The 16,583-nt window shown below is 73.1% G+C and carries 15 protein-coding genes and 1 tRNA gene; 3 read left to right on the top strand and 13 right to left on the bottom strand.

What is annotated here, in order from left to right:
* Positions 1-16: 16 nt before the first annotated feature.
* Entirely contained in the window at positions 17-496 is a 480-nt protein-coding gene (locus ACZ3TI_RS13610; RefSeq protein WP_465726566.1) for a response regulator, read from the bottom strand.
* Between the two features lie 191 nt (positions 497-687).
* Between ACZ3TI_RS13610 and ACZ3TI_RS13605 the strand changes: the two genes are divergently transcribed.
* Positions 688-759 (top strand) — tRNA-Arg (locus ACZ3TI_RS13605).
* A gap of 153 nt (positions 760-912) precedes the next feature.
* Here ACZ3TI_RS13605 and ACZ3TI_RS13600 read toward each other — a convergent pair.
* The 4 genes from ACZ3TI_RS13600 to ACZ3TI_RS13585 form a co-directional block, all read right to left on the bottom strand.
* A complete protein-coding gene (locus ACZ3TI_RS13600) occupies positions 913-1,884 on the bottom strand; it encodes a trypsin-like serine peptidase (protein ID WP_465726380.1) in 972 nt (323 codons plus the stop codon).
* Between the two features lie 107 nt (positions 1,885-1,991).
* Positions 1,992-2,939 carry a carbohydrate kinase family protein gene (locus ACZ3TI_RS13595; RefSeq protein ID WP_465726379.1) on the bottom strand — a complete coding sequence of 316 codons (948 nt, stop codon included), beginning with the start codon at positions 2,937-2,939 and terminating at the stop codon, positions 1,992-1,994.
* An 81-nt stretch (positions 2,940-3,020) separates the two neighbouring features.
* Positions 3,021-4,643: an MFS transporter gene (locus ACZ3TI_RS13590; RefSeq protein WP_465726378.1), complete on the bottom strand. Its 1,623-nt coding sequence runs from the start codon at positions 4,641-4,643 to the stop codon at positions 3,021-3,023.
* A 176-nt stretch (positions 4,644-4,819) separates the two neighbouring features.
* On the bottom strand, positions 4,820-6,526 hold the full coding sequence (locus ACZ3TI_RS13585) for a DUF885 domain-containing protein (RefSeq protein ID WP_465726377.1): 1,707 nt from the start codon (positions 6,524-6,526) through the stop codon (positions 4,820-4,822).
* A gap of 140 nt (positions 6,527-6,666) precedes the next feature.
* On the opposite strand from ACZ3TI_RS13585, the gene ACZ3TI_RS13580 reads away from it, so the two are divergent.
* The gene (locus ACZ3TI_RS13580; protein ID WP_465726376.1) at positions 6,667-7,422 is read left to right on the top strand and encodes a TetR/AcrR family transcriptional regulator; all 756 of its coding nucleotides are present in this window, start codon (positions 6,667-6,669) and stop codon (positions 7,420-7,422) included.
* Positions 7,423-7,522: 100 nt separating this feature from the next.
* Here ACZ3TI_RS13580 and ACZ3TI_RS13575 read toward each other — a convergent pair whose 3' ends face one another.
* Positions 7,523-8,374 (bottom strand): fumarylacetoacetate hydrolase family protein, encoded by an 852-nt coding sequence (locus tag ACZ3TI_RS13575; protein ID WP_465726375.1) that lies wholly within the window; start codon positions 8,372-8,374, stop codon positions 7,523-7,525.
* A 368-nt stretch (positions 8,375-8,742) separates the two neighbouring features.
* Here ACZ3TI_RS13575 and ACZ3TI_RS13570 point away from each other — a divergent pair, with 368 nt between their 5' ends.
* Positions 8,743-9,438: an MBL fold metallo-hydrolase gene (locus ACZ3TI_RS13570; protein WP_465726374.1), complete on the top strand. Its 696-nt coding sequence runs from the start codon at positions 8,743-8,745 to the stop codon at positions 9,436-9,438.
* Here ACZ3TI_RS13570 and ACZ3TI_RS13565 read toward each other — a convergent pair.
* The 7 genes from ACZ3TI_RS13565 to ACZ3TI_RS13535 form a co-directional block, all read right to left on the bottom strand.
* Positions 9,394-10,611, bottom strand: a complete 1,218-nt coding sequence (locus ACZ3TI_RS13565) for a serine/threonine-protein kinase (protein WP_465726373.1) — start codon at positions 10,609-10,611, stop codon at positions 9,394-9,396. The genes ACZ3TI_RS13570 and ACZ3TI_RS13565 overlap by 45 nt on opposite strands.
* 160 nt (positions 10,612-10,771) lie before the next feature.
* Positions 10,772-11,761 (bottom strand): ABC transporter substrate-binding protein, encoded by a 990-nt coding sequence (locus tag ACZ3TI_RS13560; RefSeq protein ID WP_465726372.1) that lies wholly within the window; start codon positions 11,759-11,761, stop codon positions 10,772-10,774.
* A gap of 55 nt (positions 11,762-11,816) precedes the next feature.
* Positions 11,817-12,569 (bottom strand): amino acid ABC transporter ATP-binding protein, encoded by a 753-nt coding sequence (locus ACZ3TI_RS13555; RefSeq protein ID WP_465726565.1) that lies wholly within the window; start codon positions 12,567-12,569, stop codon positions 11,817-11,819.
* Positions 12,570-12,607: 38 nt separating this feature from the next.
* Positions 12,608-13,621, bottom strand: coding sequence for an amino acid ABC transporter permease (locus tag ACZ3TI_RS13550; protein WP_465726371.1), 1,014 nt, complete (start codon positions 13,619-13,621; stop codon positions 12,608-12,610).
* 71 nt (positions 13,622-13,692) lie between these two features.
* Positions 13,693-14,640 carry an ABC transporter substrate-binding protein gene (locus ACZ3TI_RS13545; RefSeq protein WP_465726370.1) on the bottom strand — a complete coding sequence of 316 codons (948 nt, stop codon included), beginning with the start codon at positions 14,638-14,640 and terminating at the stop codon, positions 13,693-13,695.
* Between the two features lie 82 nt (positions 14,641-14,722).
* Positions 14,723-15,220 (bottom strand): GNAT family N-acetyltransferase, encoded by a 498-nt coding sequence (locus ACZ3TI_RS13540; protein WP_465726369.1) that lies wholly within the window; start codon positions 15,218-15,220, stop codon positions 14,723-14,725.
* Positions 15,217-16,404, bottom strand: coding sequence for an LLM class flavin-dependent oxidoreductase (locus tag ACZ3TI_RS13535; RefSeq protein ID WP_465726368.1), 1,188 nt, complete (start codon positions 16,402-16,404; stop codon positions 15,217-15,219). Before ACZ3TI_RS13535 ends, ACZ3TI_RS13540 begins: the two co-directional genes overlap by 4 nt.
* Between the last annotated feature and the right edge of the window lie 179 nt (positions 16,405-16,583).

Below are 16,583 nucleotides of genomic sequence, written 5' to 3'. Positions count from 1 at the left end.
CGTCCGTCCCGGGGTCTCAGCCGCGATCGGTCCGATCTGTTCGCTCAGGGCGAAACCCGCCGGACCGTCCGTCGCCCCTTCCGTCGACCCGTGCGCCGAGCCGCCCGTCGGTCCGCCCCTCCGGTTCCCCGTCGAGCCGCATCAGGCGGCGGACCAGGGCCACCAGGTCGGCCGGGTCGAAGGGCTTGCCCAGGTAGCCGTCCACGCCGACGGTCTCCCCCAGGTCCAGGTCCGCCGGGGTGCAGGCGCTCACGATCGCGATCGGCAGCCGACTGGTGTCCGGTGTCGCGCGCAGCCGTGCCGCCGTCCGCAGGCCGTCCAGCCGCGGCATCATCACGTCCAGCGTCACCACGTCGGGCTTCACCCGGCGGACTACCTCCAGGCACTCGGCGCCGTCGGCAGCGGTCACCACCTCGAAGCCTTCGAGCTCCAGGTTGACCCTGATCAGCTGGCGGATCACCTCGCTGTCGTCCACCACGAGGACCCGCCCGGACACTCCCGACACCTCACCGAGGTTATCCGCGGCCCCACCGCCCCGTCCGGCCTTTGGGCACTTCCGCTCCGGGCCTGCGCCGCCACCCGGCGATCCGGCCCCGACGATCTTTCCGGAAACCCGTGCACGGACCACGGTCGAAGCCTGGTAGTGTTCATTCCGTCGGAACGCGGAAGCGACCGACAGGCCAACAGGCCCCCGTAGCTCAGGGGATAGAGCACCGCCCTCCGGAGGCGGGTGCGTAGGTTCGAATCCTACCGGGGGCACTCACGCAGTGAATGCAAGAGTGTAACCAGGGCCCAGATCAGTGGAGTTGTTCCACGGATCTGGGCCTTCGTCATGTCCGCGGCCCTGCGGGCCCCGGCGCTCGTGTCCTGCCGCCGCGGCCCGCCCGGGTGGTGCGGGCGGGCCGGGGCGGGTCAGGACGCGGCGGATTCGGCCTGGATGTAGAGCGTCGCGATGGTGTGGTCGAAGTAGGCGCTGTAGGAGACGTCGTCGGTGTCGCCGCCCTGCTGGTAACCGCCGATGGTGCCGACCACGTCGCCGGTGGCGGTGCTGATCCAGGGGCCGCCGCTGGTGCCGGCCGGGTAGTCCCGGCACCGGATGACCCGCTGGTAGCTGCTCTGCCGGTCGGTGGTGTTGGTGCAGAGGTCGGGCACCTCGCTGTCGGCGGGGTAGCCGTAGAGCCGGACGGTGGCGCCGAAGGGCCCGCCGGCGCCCAGGTGGTTGCCGCCGACCACGTCCTCGACCTTGCGCCCGTTGCTGGGGGCGGTCTCCAGGATCGCGAAGTCCTCGTCCACGTCGCCCTTCTGGGCCCAGTTGGTGGTGGTGTGGATCGCGGTCACCTTCCAGGTCCCGTACGGGGCGGAGCCGTCGCGGTAGCCGGGGGCGAAGGTGACGCCGTCGGTGCTGTTGAGGCAGTGCGCGGCGGTCAGCAGCAGGTTGCCGGTGGCGCTGTGCAGCACGCTGGCGGTGCAGAAGTGGTTGCCGGCCTCCACCGCGCCGCTGAACAGCGCGCCGACGGTGGCGGTTTCGCGGACGTCGGCGGGGGCGGGGGCGGTGGTGCCGAGGGCGGCGCCGCGGGTGTCGGGGGTGGCCGTCGGGGTGTCGGCGGGGTCGGGCGCGGGCGCCTCGGTCGGCGTCGGCGTCGGGGCCGGGCCGTCCGTCGGGCTGGGGGCCGCGACCGGGGCGGCTGCCGTGTCGGAGGTCGGGGTGGGTGCGACGGCGGCACGGGTGCTGCGGGCCGCCTTCCCGGCGGCCGTCGCGCCGGACAGGTCCAGCCCGTGCGTCCCGGCGACCACGGCGGCCACCACGACGGTGGAGAGCGCGGTGAACAGGGTCGGGGCCAGAAGACGGCGGCGGCGCGACTTCGGGCGGCGGTGCTGACCCATGCTGCTGCTTCTCCTGCCGTCGGTCCGTGGCGGTGCTCGGTCAACGACTATGACGGAGTCGCCTGGAAAGGACGTTACCGGTGGCTTGGAGGTCGATGAGAAATCCGTCACTCGGGCGTGCGTGACGCGAGCGCGGCCTCCAGTTCAGCGGGCCCGAGGAAGGCGGTGTGCGTCCCGGCGGCGGTGCAGGCGAAGGCCCCGGCCGCCGAGCCGGCCCGGGCGCAGTCCAGCGGCGGGAGGCCCCGGAACCAGGCGTACAGGAAGCCGGACACGAAGGCGTCCCCGGCGCCGTTGGTGTCCACCACCGGGCGGCCCGGGTCGACGGCGGGCAGGTGGCGCGGTGCGTCGTCGTCCGGGGTGAGCAGGTGGCAGCCCTCGGCTCCCGCGGTGGCGACGACCACCCGGGCGCGGCCCTCGGCGAGGATCGCCCGCATCACCTCCTGGTGCCGGCCGCGGCAGCCGGCCACCGAGAGGAAGACCAGGTCGGAGCCGAGCGCGTAGTCGCGGTGGTGCGGGTCGGCGCCGTCCCAGTCGTGCAGGTCGGTGGAGGTGGTGCGGCCGAGCCGGTGCAGGTCGCCGTACATGTCGCGGTTGACGCCGGTGATGGACAGGTGGACGTGCCGGCTGCGCTCGGCGTACGGGAGGTAGAACTCGCGCGGCAGCCGCAGGTCGGCGGGGTGGCGGCCGTCGAAGAAGGAGAACCGGCGGCCGGCGGCGTCCACCAGGTTGACCCCGCGCGGGGTGCCGTGCGGGGTCACCAGGTGCGCGAAGTGCAGTCCGTGGCGCCGGTACGCGGCGCGGACCAGGGCGCCCTGCGGGTCGTCGCCGAGGAAGTCGAGGAAGGCGGTGCGCAGGCCGAGGTGGTGCGCGCCGAGGGCGACGCCGTTGCCGGTGTGGCCGACGTAGTCGCGCACCGGCCCGACGAACTGCGAGTCGCCGGGCGGGATCTCCAGCCGCTCGACCCGGACGATGGTGTCGACGCCGGCACCGCCGACGACCAGCAGGTCGAACTCGGACTCCGGCGGCGCGGTCTCGAGCGCGGACTCGGGCAGCACGACGGCGCCTCCTTGATCCCTGGATGGTGGCCAGGAGTCAAGCAGGCGCCGAAGGTTGACTGCAAGACCTTGCTGCAAACTTCAATCGGTCGGTGGCCGCTCCGTTCCCGCTTCCGTCCGCACCTCGCCACCCGTGCGGACGTTGGCCTTGACGTCGGCGATGGCGGCCTCCCGGGGGCTCCGCCGCCCGTCCACGGCCGGTACGGCGGCGGCTTCGGCGGCCGGTTCCGCGCCGCCCTCGAAGCCGGTCGCCTCACCGGGTGCCGGACGGTGGTTGATCATCACGAACGCGACCAGCGCGGCGAGGATCAGCACGCCCATCGCCACCCAGGTGGCGACCGCGTACCCGTGCACCGCGCCCTGGGCCTGCACCGCCGGGTCGGAGGCGATCCGGGTGGCCAGATAGGTCGCGGTGGCGCTGGCCGCGATGGTGTTCAGCAGCGCCGTGCCGAAGGAACCACCCACCTGCTGGGCCGAGTTGATGGTGGCCGACGCGGCGCCGGCCTCGTTCGGGGCGACCCCGAGCGTGGCCAGGCTCATCGACGGCATGAACACCAGGCCCATGCCGAAGCCGAGCAGCAGCTGGGCCGGCAGCACCATGGCGGCCCACGGGCTGTCTACCTTCATCTGGGTGAGCCAGGCCATGCCGCCCGCGGCGAGCAGCAGACCGGGGGCGATCAGGTTGCGGGAGGGCACCCTGTTCATCATCCGGGCCGCGAAGCCCGTCGAACTGGCGATGATCGCCGCGGTCATCGGCAGGAAGGAGACGCCGGACATCACCGGCGAGAAGTGCTTGATCACCTGCAGGTAGTAGGTCAGGAACAGGAACAGGCCGAACATGCCGACCATGGCCAGGCCGACCGAGAGGGCGGCGCCGCCGCGGTTGCGCTCGCCGACGATGTGCAGCGGCAGCAGCGCGTGGTCGGTGTGCTTCTCGACCAGGACGAAGGCGGCGAGCAGCACGACGCCGAGCCCCAGCGAGCCCAGCACCAGCCAGTCGCCCCAGCCCCTGGTCACGGCCTCGGAGGTGCCGAAGACGATGGCGAGCAGGCCGGAGCAGCCGAGCAGCGCACCGGGCAGGTCGAGTCTGACCCGCCGGCCCTTGGCGACGTGGTCGCGGGCGAGCACGAAGCGGGCGGCCACGGCGGTGGCGATCGCGATCGGGGTGTTGACGAACAGGCACCAGCGCCAGTTCAGGTACTCGGTCAGCAGGCCGCCGGTGATGAAGCCGATCGCGGCGCCGCTGCCGGCGATCGCGCCGAAGATGCCGAAGGCCGTACTGCGTTCCCTGGGGTCGGAGAAGGTCGTCGAGAGCAGCCCCAGCGCGGAGGGGGCGAGCAGTGCGCCGAACGCGCCCTGCAGGGCCCGGGCGCCGAACAGCATGGCGGGGGTGACGGCCGCACCGCCGATGGCGGAGGCGAGGGCGAAGCCGAGCAGGCCGACGGTGAAGACGCGCTTGCGTCCGAAGAGGTCGCCCAGCCGGCCGCCGAGCAGCAGCAGGCCGCCGAAGGCGAGGGTGTAGGCGGTGATCATCCACTGCCGGTCGGCGTCGGAGATCCCCAGGTCCTTCTGGGCGGACGGCAGCGCGATGTTCACGATGGTGATGTCGAGGACGATCATGAGCTGGGCGACGGCGATGACGGCCAGCGCCCACCAGCGTCGGCTGTCCGCGCCCGCATGACCGGTGGCGGTTTGCACAGTCACTGATCGAGCCCTTCCGGAGTGTGGCGGAGAGGTCACGCAGTCGCCTTCCAGCCAATACCCCGGCCCGACCGAAGGGCAAGGAAAATCCTCACCAAATCGGACTTTTAGGACAAAAGAACCAGGGTCCTGGGACTTCGGGACGAGGCCCCCGGGACCCTGGTTCCGCACGGCTCCGGTCAGAGCGCCGAGAGCTCCTCGACCAGGTCGTCCAGCCCCAGCGAGCCCTGCGAGAGCGCCGCCATGTGCCAGGCCTTGAGGTCGAACTCCTCGCCCCGCGCCTCGTGCGCCGCCTTCGCCGCCGCCCGCCCGCGCAGCCAGGCGCGCTCGCCCAGCTTGTAGCCGATCGCCTGGCCCGGCATGCCCAGGTAGCGGACCAGCTCGCTGTCCAGGAAGTCGTCGGTCAGGCCGCAGTACTGCCCGAAGAACTCGCGGGCGTGCTCCGGGCTGACCGGCTCGCCCGGCTTGTACGGGGAGTCGGCGGGGAAGTCCAGGCCCGCGTGCATGCCGATGTCGACGATGACCCGCAGCGCCCGCATCATCTGCGCGTTGAGGTAGCCGAGGCGCTGGCCCGGGTCGGTGAGGTAGCCGAGCTCGTCCATCAGGCGCTCGGCGTACAGCGCCCAGCCCTCCAGGTTGGCGCTGACCCCGCCGAGGCTCACCTGGTAGGTGGAGAGCCGGTCGGCGACGTAGTTCCACTGCGCGAGCTGCAGGTGGTGGCCCGGGACGCCCTCGTGGTACCAGATCGACACCAGGTCCCAGAGCGGGAAGCGCTCCCGGCCCAGCAGCGGCAGCCAGGTCCGCCCGGGGCGGGTGAAGTCCAGCGACGGCGGGGTGTAGTACGGCGCGGCGGCGCTGCCCGCCGGGGCGATCATCGACTCGACCCGGGTGACCGGCTCGGCCAGGTCGAAGTGGGTGCCCTGGAGGTCGCGGATCGCCTGGTCCATCAGGCCCTGCAGGTGCTCCCGGATGCCCTCGCCGCCCTCGACGGCGGGGCCGTCGGTGCCCAGCCACTCCATCGCCGCCATCGGGTCGGAGCCGGGGAGGACCTTCTCCGCCTCGGCGCGCATCTGGGCGAGCAGGTCGTGGAACTCGGTCCAGGCCCAGGCATAGGCCTCGTCCAGGTCCAGGTCGGCGCCGACCCAGTAGCGGACCCACCGGCGGTAGCGCTCGCGGCCCACCGCGTCCGGGGTGCCGGCGGCCGCCGGACCGTAGACCTCGCGCATCCAGTCGCGCAGCGCGACCAGCGCCTCGGCGGCGGCCACCGCGTGCCCGGACAGCTCGGCACGCAGAGACTCCGGCGCCTCCTGGACGTACTCGCCGAACCATCCGCCCGGCGCCTCGCCCTCCAGCCACTCGTCGATCTGCCCGGCCACCGTGGTCACCTGGCGCGGAGCGCACAGCAGGCCGCGCTCGATGCCCTCGGCCAGGGTCTGCCGGTACTGCTCCAGCGCGACCGGGACCTTCGCCAGCCGGCGGCCGACCACCTGCCACTCGGCCTCGGTGCCGGTGGCCATCAGGGTGAAGGACTCGCGCAGGTCGTGGATCGGGGAGGCCAGGTTGCGCACAGCGCGGAAGTTCTCCCCCGCGTCGTGGACGGCGAGTTCGGCGGTCAGCCGCTCGCGCAGCAGCCGGGCGCAGCGGTGCTCGGCCTCGTCCTTCGCCGCGCCGGCCTGCTCGGCCTCGTCGAGCTGTGCCAGGGTGCGGCGGGCGAGGTCGGCGATCGCCTCGCGGCCGGCCGGGGAGAGGTCGGGCAGCCGGTCGTCCTCGGGGTTGAGGCCGAGGTAGACCGCGGTCAGCGGGTCGAGCTCGGCCAGGGCACGGACGTAGGCGTCCGCGATGCGGCGCGGGGTGCCGCCGTCGACGTTGATCAGTTCTTCAACCATCTGTACATCATTTCTCGGTACGGCCCGTTTGTAACCCCTTTGCCAATGGCATCTGACGACCCGTACTCATGCCCGATCCGGGGAAATCCGTTCGGCCGCGACAGGATCCGATCCGTCCGACGCCCATTACGCTGACCGCCATGGAAGCCCGCCCCACCCCGGCATCCGACCAGGTCCCCGCCCCGGTCGACCCCGACCCCCGCCCGCGCCGCACCGGCTACCGCCGGCTGCCGGTCCAGCAGCGGCGCGAGCAGCTGATCGCGGTCGCCCTGGAGCTGTTCGCCTCCCGGCCGCCCGAGGAGGTGAGCCTGGACGACGTCGCCGAGGCCGCCGAGGCCTCCCGCCCGCTGGTCTACCGCTACTTCGCGGGCGGCAAGCAGCAGTTGTACGAGGCCGCCCTGCGCACCGCGGCCGAGGAGCTGACCAGCCGCTTCGCCGTCCCGCTGGCCGGGACGCCGTCCGAGCAGCTGGCGGCCGTACTGGACGGCTACTTCGCCTTCGTCGCCGAGCACGACGCGGGCTACTCCGCCCTGCTGCGCGGCGGTTCGGTGGTGGAGACGGCCCGGACCTCGGCGATCGTGGACGACGTCCGGCGGGCCGCGCTGCGCCGCACGCTGCGCCACCTCGGCGTGCGGGAGGCCGGGCCGCGGCTGACGCTGCTGGTGCGCTCCTGGATCGCGGTGGTCGAGGGCGCGTCGCTGAGCTGGCTGGACGAGGGCCGCACGCTGCCGGTGGACGAGCTGCGCGACTGGCTGGTGGACCAGTTCACCGCGATGGCGGCGGCCACGGCGCTGCACGACCCGCAGACGGCTCAGGTGCTGGCGGGGCTGCTCGCGCTGGAGGGCCCGGACGCGCCGCGGGCCGCGCGGCTGCGGGAGGTGCTGGGGCGGGTCTGACACGCCCCCGGCTCCGCGGTGGACCCGACCCCCGTGCCAAGGGTCAGGCCTCGCCGAGAGGGCCAGGCCGTGCCCGGAGAGTCAGGCCCGGCCGGGGGAATCAGGCCTTGCCGAGCACCTGGCGCTGGCGGCCGAGGCCGTCGATCTCGATCTCGACCACGTCGCCGGGGGCGAGGTACGGCGTGCCGGGGCGGCCCAGGGTGACCCCGGCGGGGGTGCCGGTGACGATCACGTCGCCGGGCTCCAGCACCATGAACTGGCTTGCGTAGCGGACCAGTTCGAGCACCGGGAAGATCATGTCGGCGGTGCTGCCGTGCTGCCGCTGCTCGCCGTTGACCCACAGCCGCAGCCCGAGCGCCTGCGGGTCCGCCACCTCGTCGGCGGTGACCAGCCAGGGCCCGAGCGGGGTGAAGGTCTCCGCCGACTTGCCCTTGTCCCACTGGCCGCCGCGCTCGAACTGGAACGCCCGCTCGGTGACGTCGTTGGCGATGGTGTAGCCGGCGATCACGCCGACGGCCTCGGCGTGCGAGTCCAGGTAGCGGGCGGTGCGGCCGATCACCACGGCCAGCTCGGCCTCGTAGTCGGTCTTCTCGCCGCCGCGCGGCACCAGCACCTCGTCGTACGGGCCGACCACGGTGGAGCTCGGCTTGAGGAAGATCACCGGCTCGGCCGGGATCGCGGCCCCGGCCTCGGCGGCGTGGTCGCGGTAGTTGAGCCCGATGCCGACCACCTTGCCCGGCCGGGCCACCGGCGCGCCCACGCGCTGCCCGTCCAGGTCCACCACCGGCAGGACGCCGGCGGCCAGGTCCGCGGCCAGCCCGGCCGGGTCCAGCCCGGCCAGGAAGGCGCCGTCGAGGTCGCGGGCCCGCCCGGAGAGGTCGTACGCGGTGCCGTCCCCACCCAGGACGACCGGGCGCTCGGCGCCCGGGGGTCCGACGCGCAGGAGCTTCATCGATCCTTCACCAGCCTTTCGTCGCAGCTCACCGGGGCGGTGCGCAGACCGCTCCGGAGTCCGGCAACGAGGTATACCAACGCCGCGGACGGCGGGACCAGACCGTCCCGATGGGCGAAATCCTCCCGATTCCCGGGATGGACCGGGGCCCGGCTCGGGTGGCCGCACGGTTGACATCCGGTGCGCCCGAGATCCGGTCCTCCGACGTCCGGTGCGCCCGAGATCCGGCGCGCCTGCGACCGGGAAGCCCCGAGATCCGGTGCGCCTGCGACCGGGAAGCGCCCGGACGGCTCTGCCCTCGGCGAAGTCCCGCACGCTCAGGGCGAACGCGGGCGTGCCCGGGCGGTGGGACGTGCAGGATCCGGAGCATGGAGATCACCCGGGTACGCGACGAGTTGCACATGATCACACTGGAGTTCGGCACCGCCTACCTCTGGCGGGACGAACACGGACTGACCCTGGTCGACACCGGCATCGCCGGCTCGGCCGACGACATCGAGAAGGGCATCCACGCCATCGGGTCCGAGCCGGCCGCGCTGCGCCGGATCGTGCTCACCCACCACCACGAGGACCACACCGGCTCGGCCGCCGAGCTCGCCCGGCGCTGGGGCGCCGAGGTGGTGGCGCACCGGCTGGACGCACCGGTGATCCGGCGCGAGCAGCCGCCCGTGCCGCCGCTGCTCAGCCCCTTCGAGCAGCAGCTCTGGGACGGCCTGCCGCCGATCCCGCCCGCCGAGCCCTGCCCGGTGCACCGCGAGGTCGAGGACGGGGACGTGCTGGACACCGGCGGCGGCGCGGTGGTCGTGCATGTGCCGGGCCACACCGACGGCAGCATCGCGCTGCACCTGCCCGGGCCCGGCGTGCTGTTCACGGGGGACGTGGTCGCCAATGTCCAGGTCCTGATGCCCGGGGTGTTCAACACCGATCCGGCCCGGGCGCTGGCCTCCTTCCACCGGCTGGCCGCGCTGCCGGTGGAGACCGTCGTCTTCGGGCACGGGGACCCGATCGCCGAAGGCGCCTCAGCCGCCCTGCGGGCCGCCGCCGAGCAGCACCCCCAGGCTTAGGGCTCTCGGCCGGCCGGGGCCGGCCCTGGCGACCTCCCGCTGCCAGTGCGCGAGGTCGCGCCGCGCGTCGGCCCGGGCCTCCGGGGCGGCGCCCGGCACCTGGGTCAGCTCGTCGAGCAGGGCGACCGCGGCACCCGGGCTGCCGTCCCGGGCGACCCAGAGGGCCAGGTCGTGGCAGGTGCGCAGGGTGCGCGGGTCGTCCGGGCCGCAGATCCGGGCGAAGTCGGGGACGAGCGCGGTGAGGATCTGCACCGCCTCGCCCGGCTCTCCCGCCGCGCCGTGCTGCCAGGCCCGGTCGGCCCGTCGGCGCAGCTGCTCCGGGCTGGGGTCGTCCGGGCGCAGCATCCCCGGCCGGACGGCGCGCAGCCGCCGCAGCACCTCGGCGGCGTCGGCCGGCCGGTCCTCGGGCCGCTTGTCGAGCAGCCGGGCGACCAGCTCGGCCAGCGCCGGGTCCTTGCTGCGCACCCGGGGCGGGACCTCCTCCAGGTGCTTGTACATGTACTCGGCGGCCGAGGCGGCGCGGAACGGGCGTGCGCCGGTGCAGACCTCGTACAGCATGATGCCGAGCGCGTAGAGGTCGGCCCGCCCGTCCACCGCGCCGCCGGACCAGCACTCGGGCGCGAGGTACGGGACGGTGCCGACCACGTTGCCGGTGGAGGTGAGCCGGACGGTCTGGGTGACCAGTCGGGCGATGCCGAAGTCCAGGACCTTGGCCCGCGCCCCCAAGTCCTCCGTCGTGATCATCACGTTCTCGGGCTTGATGTCCCGGTGGACGACGCCCGAGCGGTGCGCGGCGTCCAGCGCCTTGCAGATGTGCCGCATCCAGCGCAGCGCGTCCGCGTGGTCCGGCAGGCCGTCCTTGAGCACCGCGGACAGCGCCCGGCCGCGGACCAGCTCCATCACCAGGTACGGGATCTTCCCGGAGCCGGCGTCCGTCCAGCCGTAGTCGTAGACGGTCACGATGTGCGGGTTGTTGAGGCCGCCGGCCGTCCTGGCCTCGCGGACGAACCGGCTGACCGCCTCCCGGTCGGTGGCGTGCTCCGCGAGCAGCACCTTGACCGCGACCTGCCGGTCGATGGTCGTGTCCGTCGCCCGCCAGACCACGCCGAAGCCGCCCCTGCCCAGCCGCTCCTCCAGCCGGAAGCGACCGCCGAGCACCTCGCCCTTCTCCATGCCCTCCCCCAACTCGACCGCGCCCGCCCGGCGTTCGCCGTCGGAGGGGTCACCATAGCGGCGGGCGGGGGCGAACGGGTGAACGAGCCGGGACCGGGCCGTCCTGATCCGGCCCCGGCTTCGGCGGCGGCTGTCGCCACGGCCTCCGCGATCGCCGTCGCTACGGCTTGGGCTTGGGCAGCCCCGGCGGGTTGATCTCGGAGGTCTGCACGGCCTCGCCGTCCAGGCCCCAGCGCTTGAGCACCTGCCCGTACGTGCCGTTCCTGATCACCTCGTCGACCGCCGCGTTGAGCGCCTTGACCAGGCCGTTGTCCTTCCTGGTGGTCGCCGCGATCTTGCCGAGGACGTCGGCGCCCCCGCCCGAGTAGGTGCCGACGACCTCGGTCTCGCCGGTCTGCACGGCATGGAAGGCCAGGCTGGGGTTGGGGCCGGTGTAGACCTCGATCCGGCCGGAGGAGAGCGCCAGGTGGTACTCGGTGCCCTGGAAGTACTTGATGTCGATCGGCTTGAGGCCGTTCCTGACGTTCTCCTCGCTCCAGGCGATCAGCAGCTTCTCCTGGTTGGTGCCGGTGGAGACGCCGACCGACTTGCCCGCGAGGTCCTTGGGGCCGGCGACCTTGAGGCTGCTGCCCTTCTTCGCCTCGAAGCCCAGGATGTCCAACCGGTAGGTCGCGAAGTCGTACTTCTCCTTGCGCGCCTCGGTGACGGTGATGTTGGACAGGCCCACGTCGTACTTGCCGCTGTCCAGCCCGACGAAGATGTTCTCCCAGGAGACCGGGTTGAACTCGACCTTGAGGCCGAGCACTCCGCCGATCAGGGTGGCGATGTCGGGCTCGACGCCGATGATGGTCTTGTCGTCGTTGGCGTAGAAGTCCAGCGGCGGGGTGGTGCCGATGGAGTCGACGACGGTCAGCGTGCCCTTCTTTCTGATCTCCTCCGGGACCAGCGCCGCGATCGCGTCGACTTTGGGCGTGGTCACCCGGTTCTGGTTCGGCGACAGGTTCACCACCGTGCCGTTCGGCGCGGTGCTGCCCTTGGCCGGGGCGATTTCCGCCGCGGCGCCCGTGGCACCGCTGCCGCAGCCGGCCAGGACGAGGACGGCGGCGAGCGCGGCGGCCGAGCTCACGAGGGCGCGACGGGGTAGGGACATGGCGGAACTCCTGCTCGGTGAAGGGGACTTGGTTCGTTTCGAGGAAGAAGGGGGCTCAGAGGACCTTGGCCAGGAAGGCCCGGGTGCGTTCGTGCCGCGGCTGGTCCAGGACCTCGGCCGGCGGGCCCTGCTCGACCACCACGCCGCCGTCCATGAAGACCACGGTGTCGGCGACCTCGCGGGCGAAGCCGATCTCATGGGTGACCACGATCATCGTGGTGCCGCTGCGGGCCAGGTCCTTGATGACGTCCAGCACCTCGCCGACCAGCTCCGGGTCGAGAGCCGAGGTCGGCTCGTCGAACAGCAGCACCTTGGGCTCCAGCGCCAGCGCCCGGGCGATCGCCACCCGCTGCTGCTGCCCGCCGGACAGCTGCCGGGGGTAGGCGGCGGCCTTGTCGGCCAGCCCGACCCGCTCCAGCAGCGCCAGCGCCGCCGCCTTCGCCTCGGCCCGGGGCCGGCGCAGTGCGGCGACCGGCGCCTCGACCAGGTTCTCCAGCACGGTGAGGTGCGGGAACAGGTTGAAGTTCTGGAACACGAAGCCGATGCCGGTGCGCTGGCGCAGCACCTCGCGCTCCTTGAGCTCGTACAGCCGGTCCCCGGAGCGCCGGTAGCCGATCAGCTCCCCGTCGATCGCGACGTGGCCGCGGTCCAGCTTCTCCAGGTGGTTGATCGCGCGCAGCAGGGTGGACTTGCCGGAGCCGGACGGGCCGAGCACCACCGTCACCGAGCCGGCCGGGACGTCCAGGTCGACCCCGCGCAGCACCTCCAGCCGGCCGAAGCTCTTGTGCAGGCCGCGGACCTGCACCATCGGTGCGGCCGTGGTCGGGCCGGTCTTCGTCAGGGTGGTCACGGCTGTCCTCCGGAGGTGCGGGCGGCGGGCTGGGTGCGGGCCGGCAGGCTCCGGACGAAGGCCCGGACGCGCTGCAGCGGGGTGGGCGGCGGGGTGCGCTGCGCGCCGCGGGCGAAGTAGCGCTCGACGTAGTACTGGCCGACCGACAGCACGGTGGTCAGCACCACGTACCAGACGGTGGCGACCATCAGCAGCGGCACCACCCGGCCGGTCCGGCCGTAGATGACCTGGGTCTGGTAGAAGAGCTCGCCGATCGCCATCACGTAGACCACCGAGGTGCCCTTGAGCAGCGAGACCACCTCGTTGGCGGCGGCCGGCAGGATGCCCCGCATGGCCTGCGGCAGCACGATCCGCCAGGCCTGCCGCCACCGCGGGATGCCGAGCGCGGCGGCGGCCTCCCGCTGGCCGGCGTCCACCGCGATGATGCCGCCGCGGATGATCTCGGCGGCGAACGCGGCCTGGTGCAGCCCGAGGCCGAGCACCGCGGCACCGAGCGCGCTGAGCACGCCCACCGTCTCGAAGTCCCCGAAGGTCGGGCCGAAGGGGATGCCGAAGCCGAACCGCTTGTACAGGTACGAGAGGTTGAACCAGAACACCAGCTGGACGATCAGCGGGATCGAGCGGAACACCCAGACGTACGCCCAGGCGATGGACCGCAGGATCGCGCTGCGGGACAGCCGCATCGCGGCCACCCCGGCGCCCAGCACGAAGCCCAGCACCGTTCCGTAGGCGGTGAGTTCGAGGGTCCGGCCGATCGCCTGGAGGATCGTGTCGGCGGTGAAGTAGAGCCGGAAGGTCGCCCAGTCCCAGCCGGGGTTGGTGGCCAGGCCGTGGGCGAACTGGGCGAGGACGACCAGCGCGGCGATCCCGGCGGCCCAGCGCCAGGGGTGCCGGGCGGGAACGGTCCGCAGGGTGCCGAGCTCGTCGAGGTCGACGGCGGCCCCGGCAGTGGCCGCCGCCGCGGGTCTCGGACGGGCCGGGGCGGATGGTGCTTCGGTGCTGACGGTCATCGGACTCCTCTGGCTGACCTCGGCTTGACTGACCTTGGCTTCGAGGGACCTCGTCGTCGACGGATCCCGGATCAGGCGTGCTCGGGCGGGCTGATCTGCGACTCCTTGATCGCCGAGTCGGCGACCCCCCACTTGCGCAGGATCCGCTCGTACGTCCCGTCCTTGATCAGCTGGTTGACCGCCGCCTGGAAGGCCGGGGTGAGCTTCGAGCCCTTCTTGAAGGCGAAGCCGACGTCGAGGCGGTGGAACTCGCCGAGGAAGCGCGTCCCGGAGGCCTCCTGCGCGGCCTGGTGGCGCAGCCCGTTGATGGTCGACATCTCGATGTCCACCCGGCCCTGCTGGAGGCTGGTCAGCAGCGCGCCGCTCTCGCTGAACGCCTTGACCTCGTACGGCTTCTTCCCGGCGTCGGTGCAGACGTTCTTCCGGCTGTTGAGGGTGGTCTCGAAGGTGGTGCCGGCACCGGTGCCGACGGTCAGCCCGCACAGCTGGACCAGGTCGGTGACCGGCTGGATCGCGGTGTCGTCCTTCTTCACCGCGAAGCCCTGGCCGTCGTCGATGTAGGTGACGAAGTCGATGGTCTTCAGCCGGGCCGTGGTGACCCCGAAGTTGCCGGTGCCGACGTCGAACTTCCCGCTGTCCAGCGCCGGGAGGATGGTCTCGAAGGCGGCCTCCTGCCGGTCCACGGTCAGCCCGAGCAGCTTGGCCACCGCGTCGGTGAAGTCCACGTCGATCCCGGCGGGCTTCTTGCTGACCTGGTCGACGTAGAACGCGGTGGGCGGCGCGCCGAAGGAGGAGCCGAACTTCAGCGTGCCGGCCTTGCGGACCTCCTCGGGCAGCAGCGCGGCCGCCGCGTCCGACTTCGCGAGGCCGGCGACGACGTCCTCGGTGGCGGGGGCGGCCGGGCCGCCCGCCCCCGCCGCGCCCGCGATCTTCGGGTCCGAGCCGCAGGCGGCCAGCGCCAGGACCGGCAGCAGGGCGGTGGCCGCGAGCAGGCGGCGGCGGACGGTGGTGGTTCTCACGGGGGCCTTCCAGGGGGTCGGAGCTCAGGGGGCGGGGCTCAGGGGCGCGGGGCTCAGGGGCGCGGGGCTATTGGGGTCCGGCTCAGGGGGTCCGGGCGAGGACGGGGAGCGGCTTCTCGAAGGGCAGCGGCCCGATCGTCAGCGGATCGGCGGTGACGTCGAACAGCGGCGTGTAGCCGGTCGCCAGGTAGAGGCCCCTGGCCTCCGGCTGGCGCGGGCCGGTGGTGAGGTAGAGCCGGGTGTAGCCGGCCGCGGCCGCGGTGCGCTCCAGTTCGGCCAGCACCCGGCGGGCCAGGCCGCGGCGGCGGTGCCCGGAGTGCGTCCACATCCGCTTCACCTCGGCGGTGTGCTCGTCGTAGCGCTTGTACGCGCCGCCGGCCACCGGCTCGCCGTCCTCCAGCAGGAGCAGCAGCACCCCGTGCGGCTCGGCGAAGGCCTCGCCCGGGTAGCGGCTCATCTCCCGGTGCGCCTCGGGGCCGTACCGGGTGACGTACTCGTGGGTGAGTTCCCGCAGCAGCGGCTCGACCAGCGGGTCTTCGACGGAGACCCGGCGGAACTCGGCCACCGGTGCTGCGCTCACGCCTGCACCGCGATCAGCTGGTGGCGGTCGCGCTCGGCCCGCTCGGCCCGGGCCGCCTGCTCGGCCGCGGCCTTGGCGGCGTCCCGCTTGGCGACCTCCTCGCGGACGATCGGGATGACGTAGCGGCCGAAGTCGATCGCGTCGCCCAGCAGGTCGTAGCCGCGCGCGGAGAGGATGTCCACGCCGAGGTCGTGGTAGTCCAGCAGCGCCTGGGCGACCGTCTCCGGGGTGCCGACCAGCGCGTTGGAGTTGCCCGCCCCGCCGGTGGCCGCGGCGGTCGGGGTCCACAGCGCGCGGTCGTAGCGCTCGCCGGCCTCGGCGATCTCGATCAGCCGCTGGGAGCCGGCGTTTTCGGGTGCCGCGGCTTCGGGTGCCGCAGCCCCGGGTGCGGTGCCGCCCCCCGGCCGCCGGTCGGCGCTCCGGCGGGCCCGGATCGCGGCGACCGTCCGGTGCGCCTTCTCCCAGGCCAGTTCCTCGGTCGGCGCGATGATCGGCCGGAACGCCACCTGGATCCGCGGCACGTCGGTCCGCCCGGCGGCCCGCGCCGCATCCTTCACCCGCTCGATCTGCTCGGCGGTGCGGGCCAGCGGCTCGCCCCAGAGGCAGTAGACGTCCGCCTCCGCTCCGCCGGCCGCGTAGGCCGCGTCCGAGGAGCCGCCGAAGGAGACCGCCGGGCGCGGCTGCTGAACGGGGAAGACGTCGGAGACGAAGTCGTTGAAGCGGTAGTGCGGGCCCTCGTGGTCGAAGGGCTCCCGGCTGGTCCAGGCCTTCTTCACGATGCCGATGTACTCGCGGGTGCGCTCGTACCGCTGGTCCTTGGTGAGGAAGTCGCCCTCGCGCTGCTGCTCGTGGTCGTTGCCCCCGGTGATGAAGTGCACGGTCAGCCGGCCGTCGCTGATCCGGTCCAGGGTCGCGAAGGTCTTGGCGGCGAAGGTCGGGTAGGAGACGTTCGGCCGGTGCGCCAGCAGGATCTGCAGCCGGTCGAGGTGCGAGGCGAGGAAGGCCGCCGCGGCCGCCGGCTCCGGGGCGCCGGCCCCGTACGCGAAGAGCACCCGGTCCCAGCCGTGGTCCTCGTGCGCCCGGGCCAGCCGCAGGGTGTAGTCGCGGTCGAAGGCGGCGGTGGTGCGCGGGGTGGTCTCCGAACCATCGCCGGTGGCGGCGATGCCGAGGAATTCGACGGGCATGGCGGAACCTTTCGGGTGAGCGGGGATCCGGTGGGCTGCGGGTGGGAAGACCGGAGGCGGCCGCGGCGGGGCGGCCGTACGAGCACGTGACGGTGCAGGGGACGGCGGGGAACTGCTGGAGCGCAGCGTGAAGGGATCGACGGGTGCGCGCGATCGGCGCGACGTCGGTTCGGAAGGGG

Source organism: Kitasatospora sp. NPDC023120 (assembly GCF_055560835.1).
Note: the sequence above shows the minus strand (reverse complement) of the source record. Positions and strands in the feature narration are given on the sequence as shown.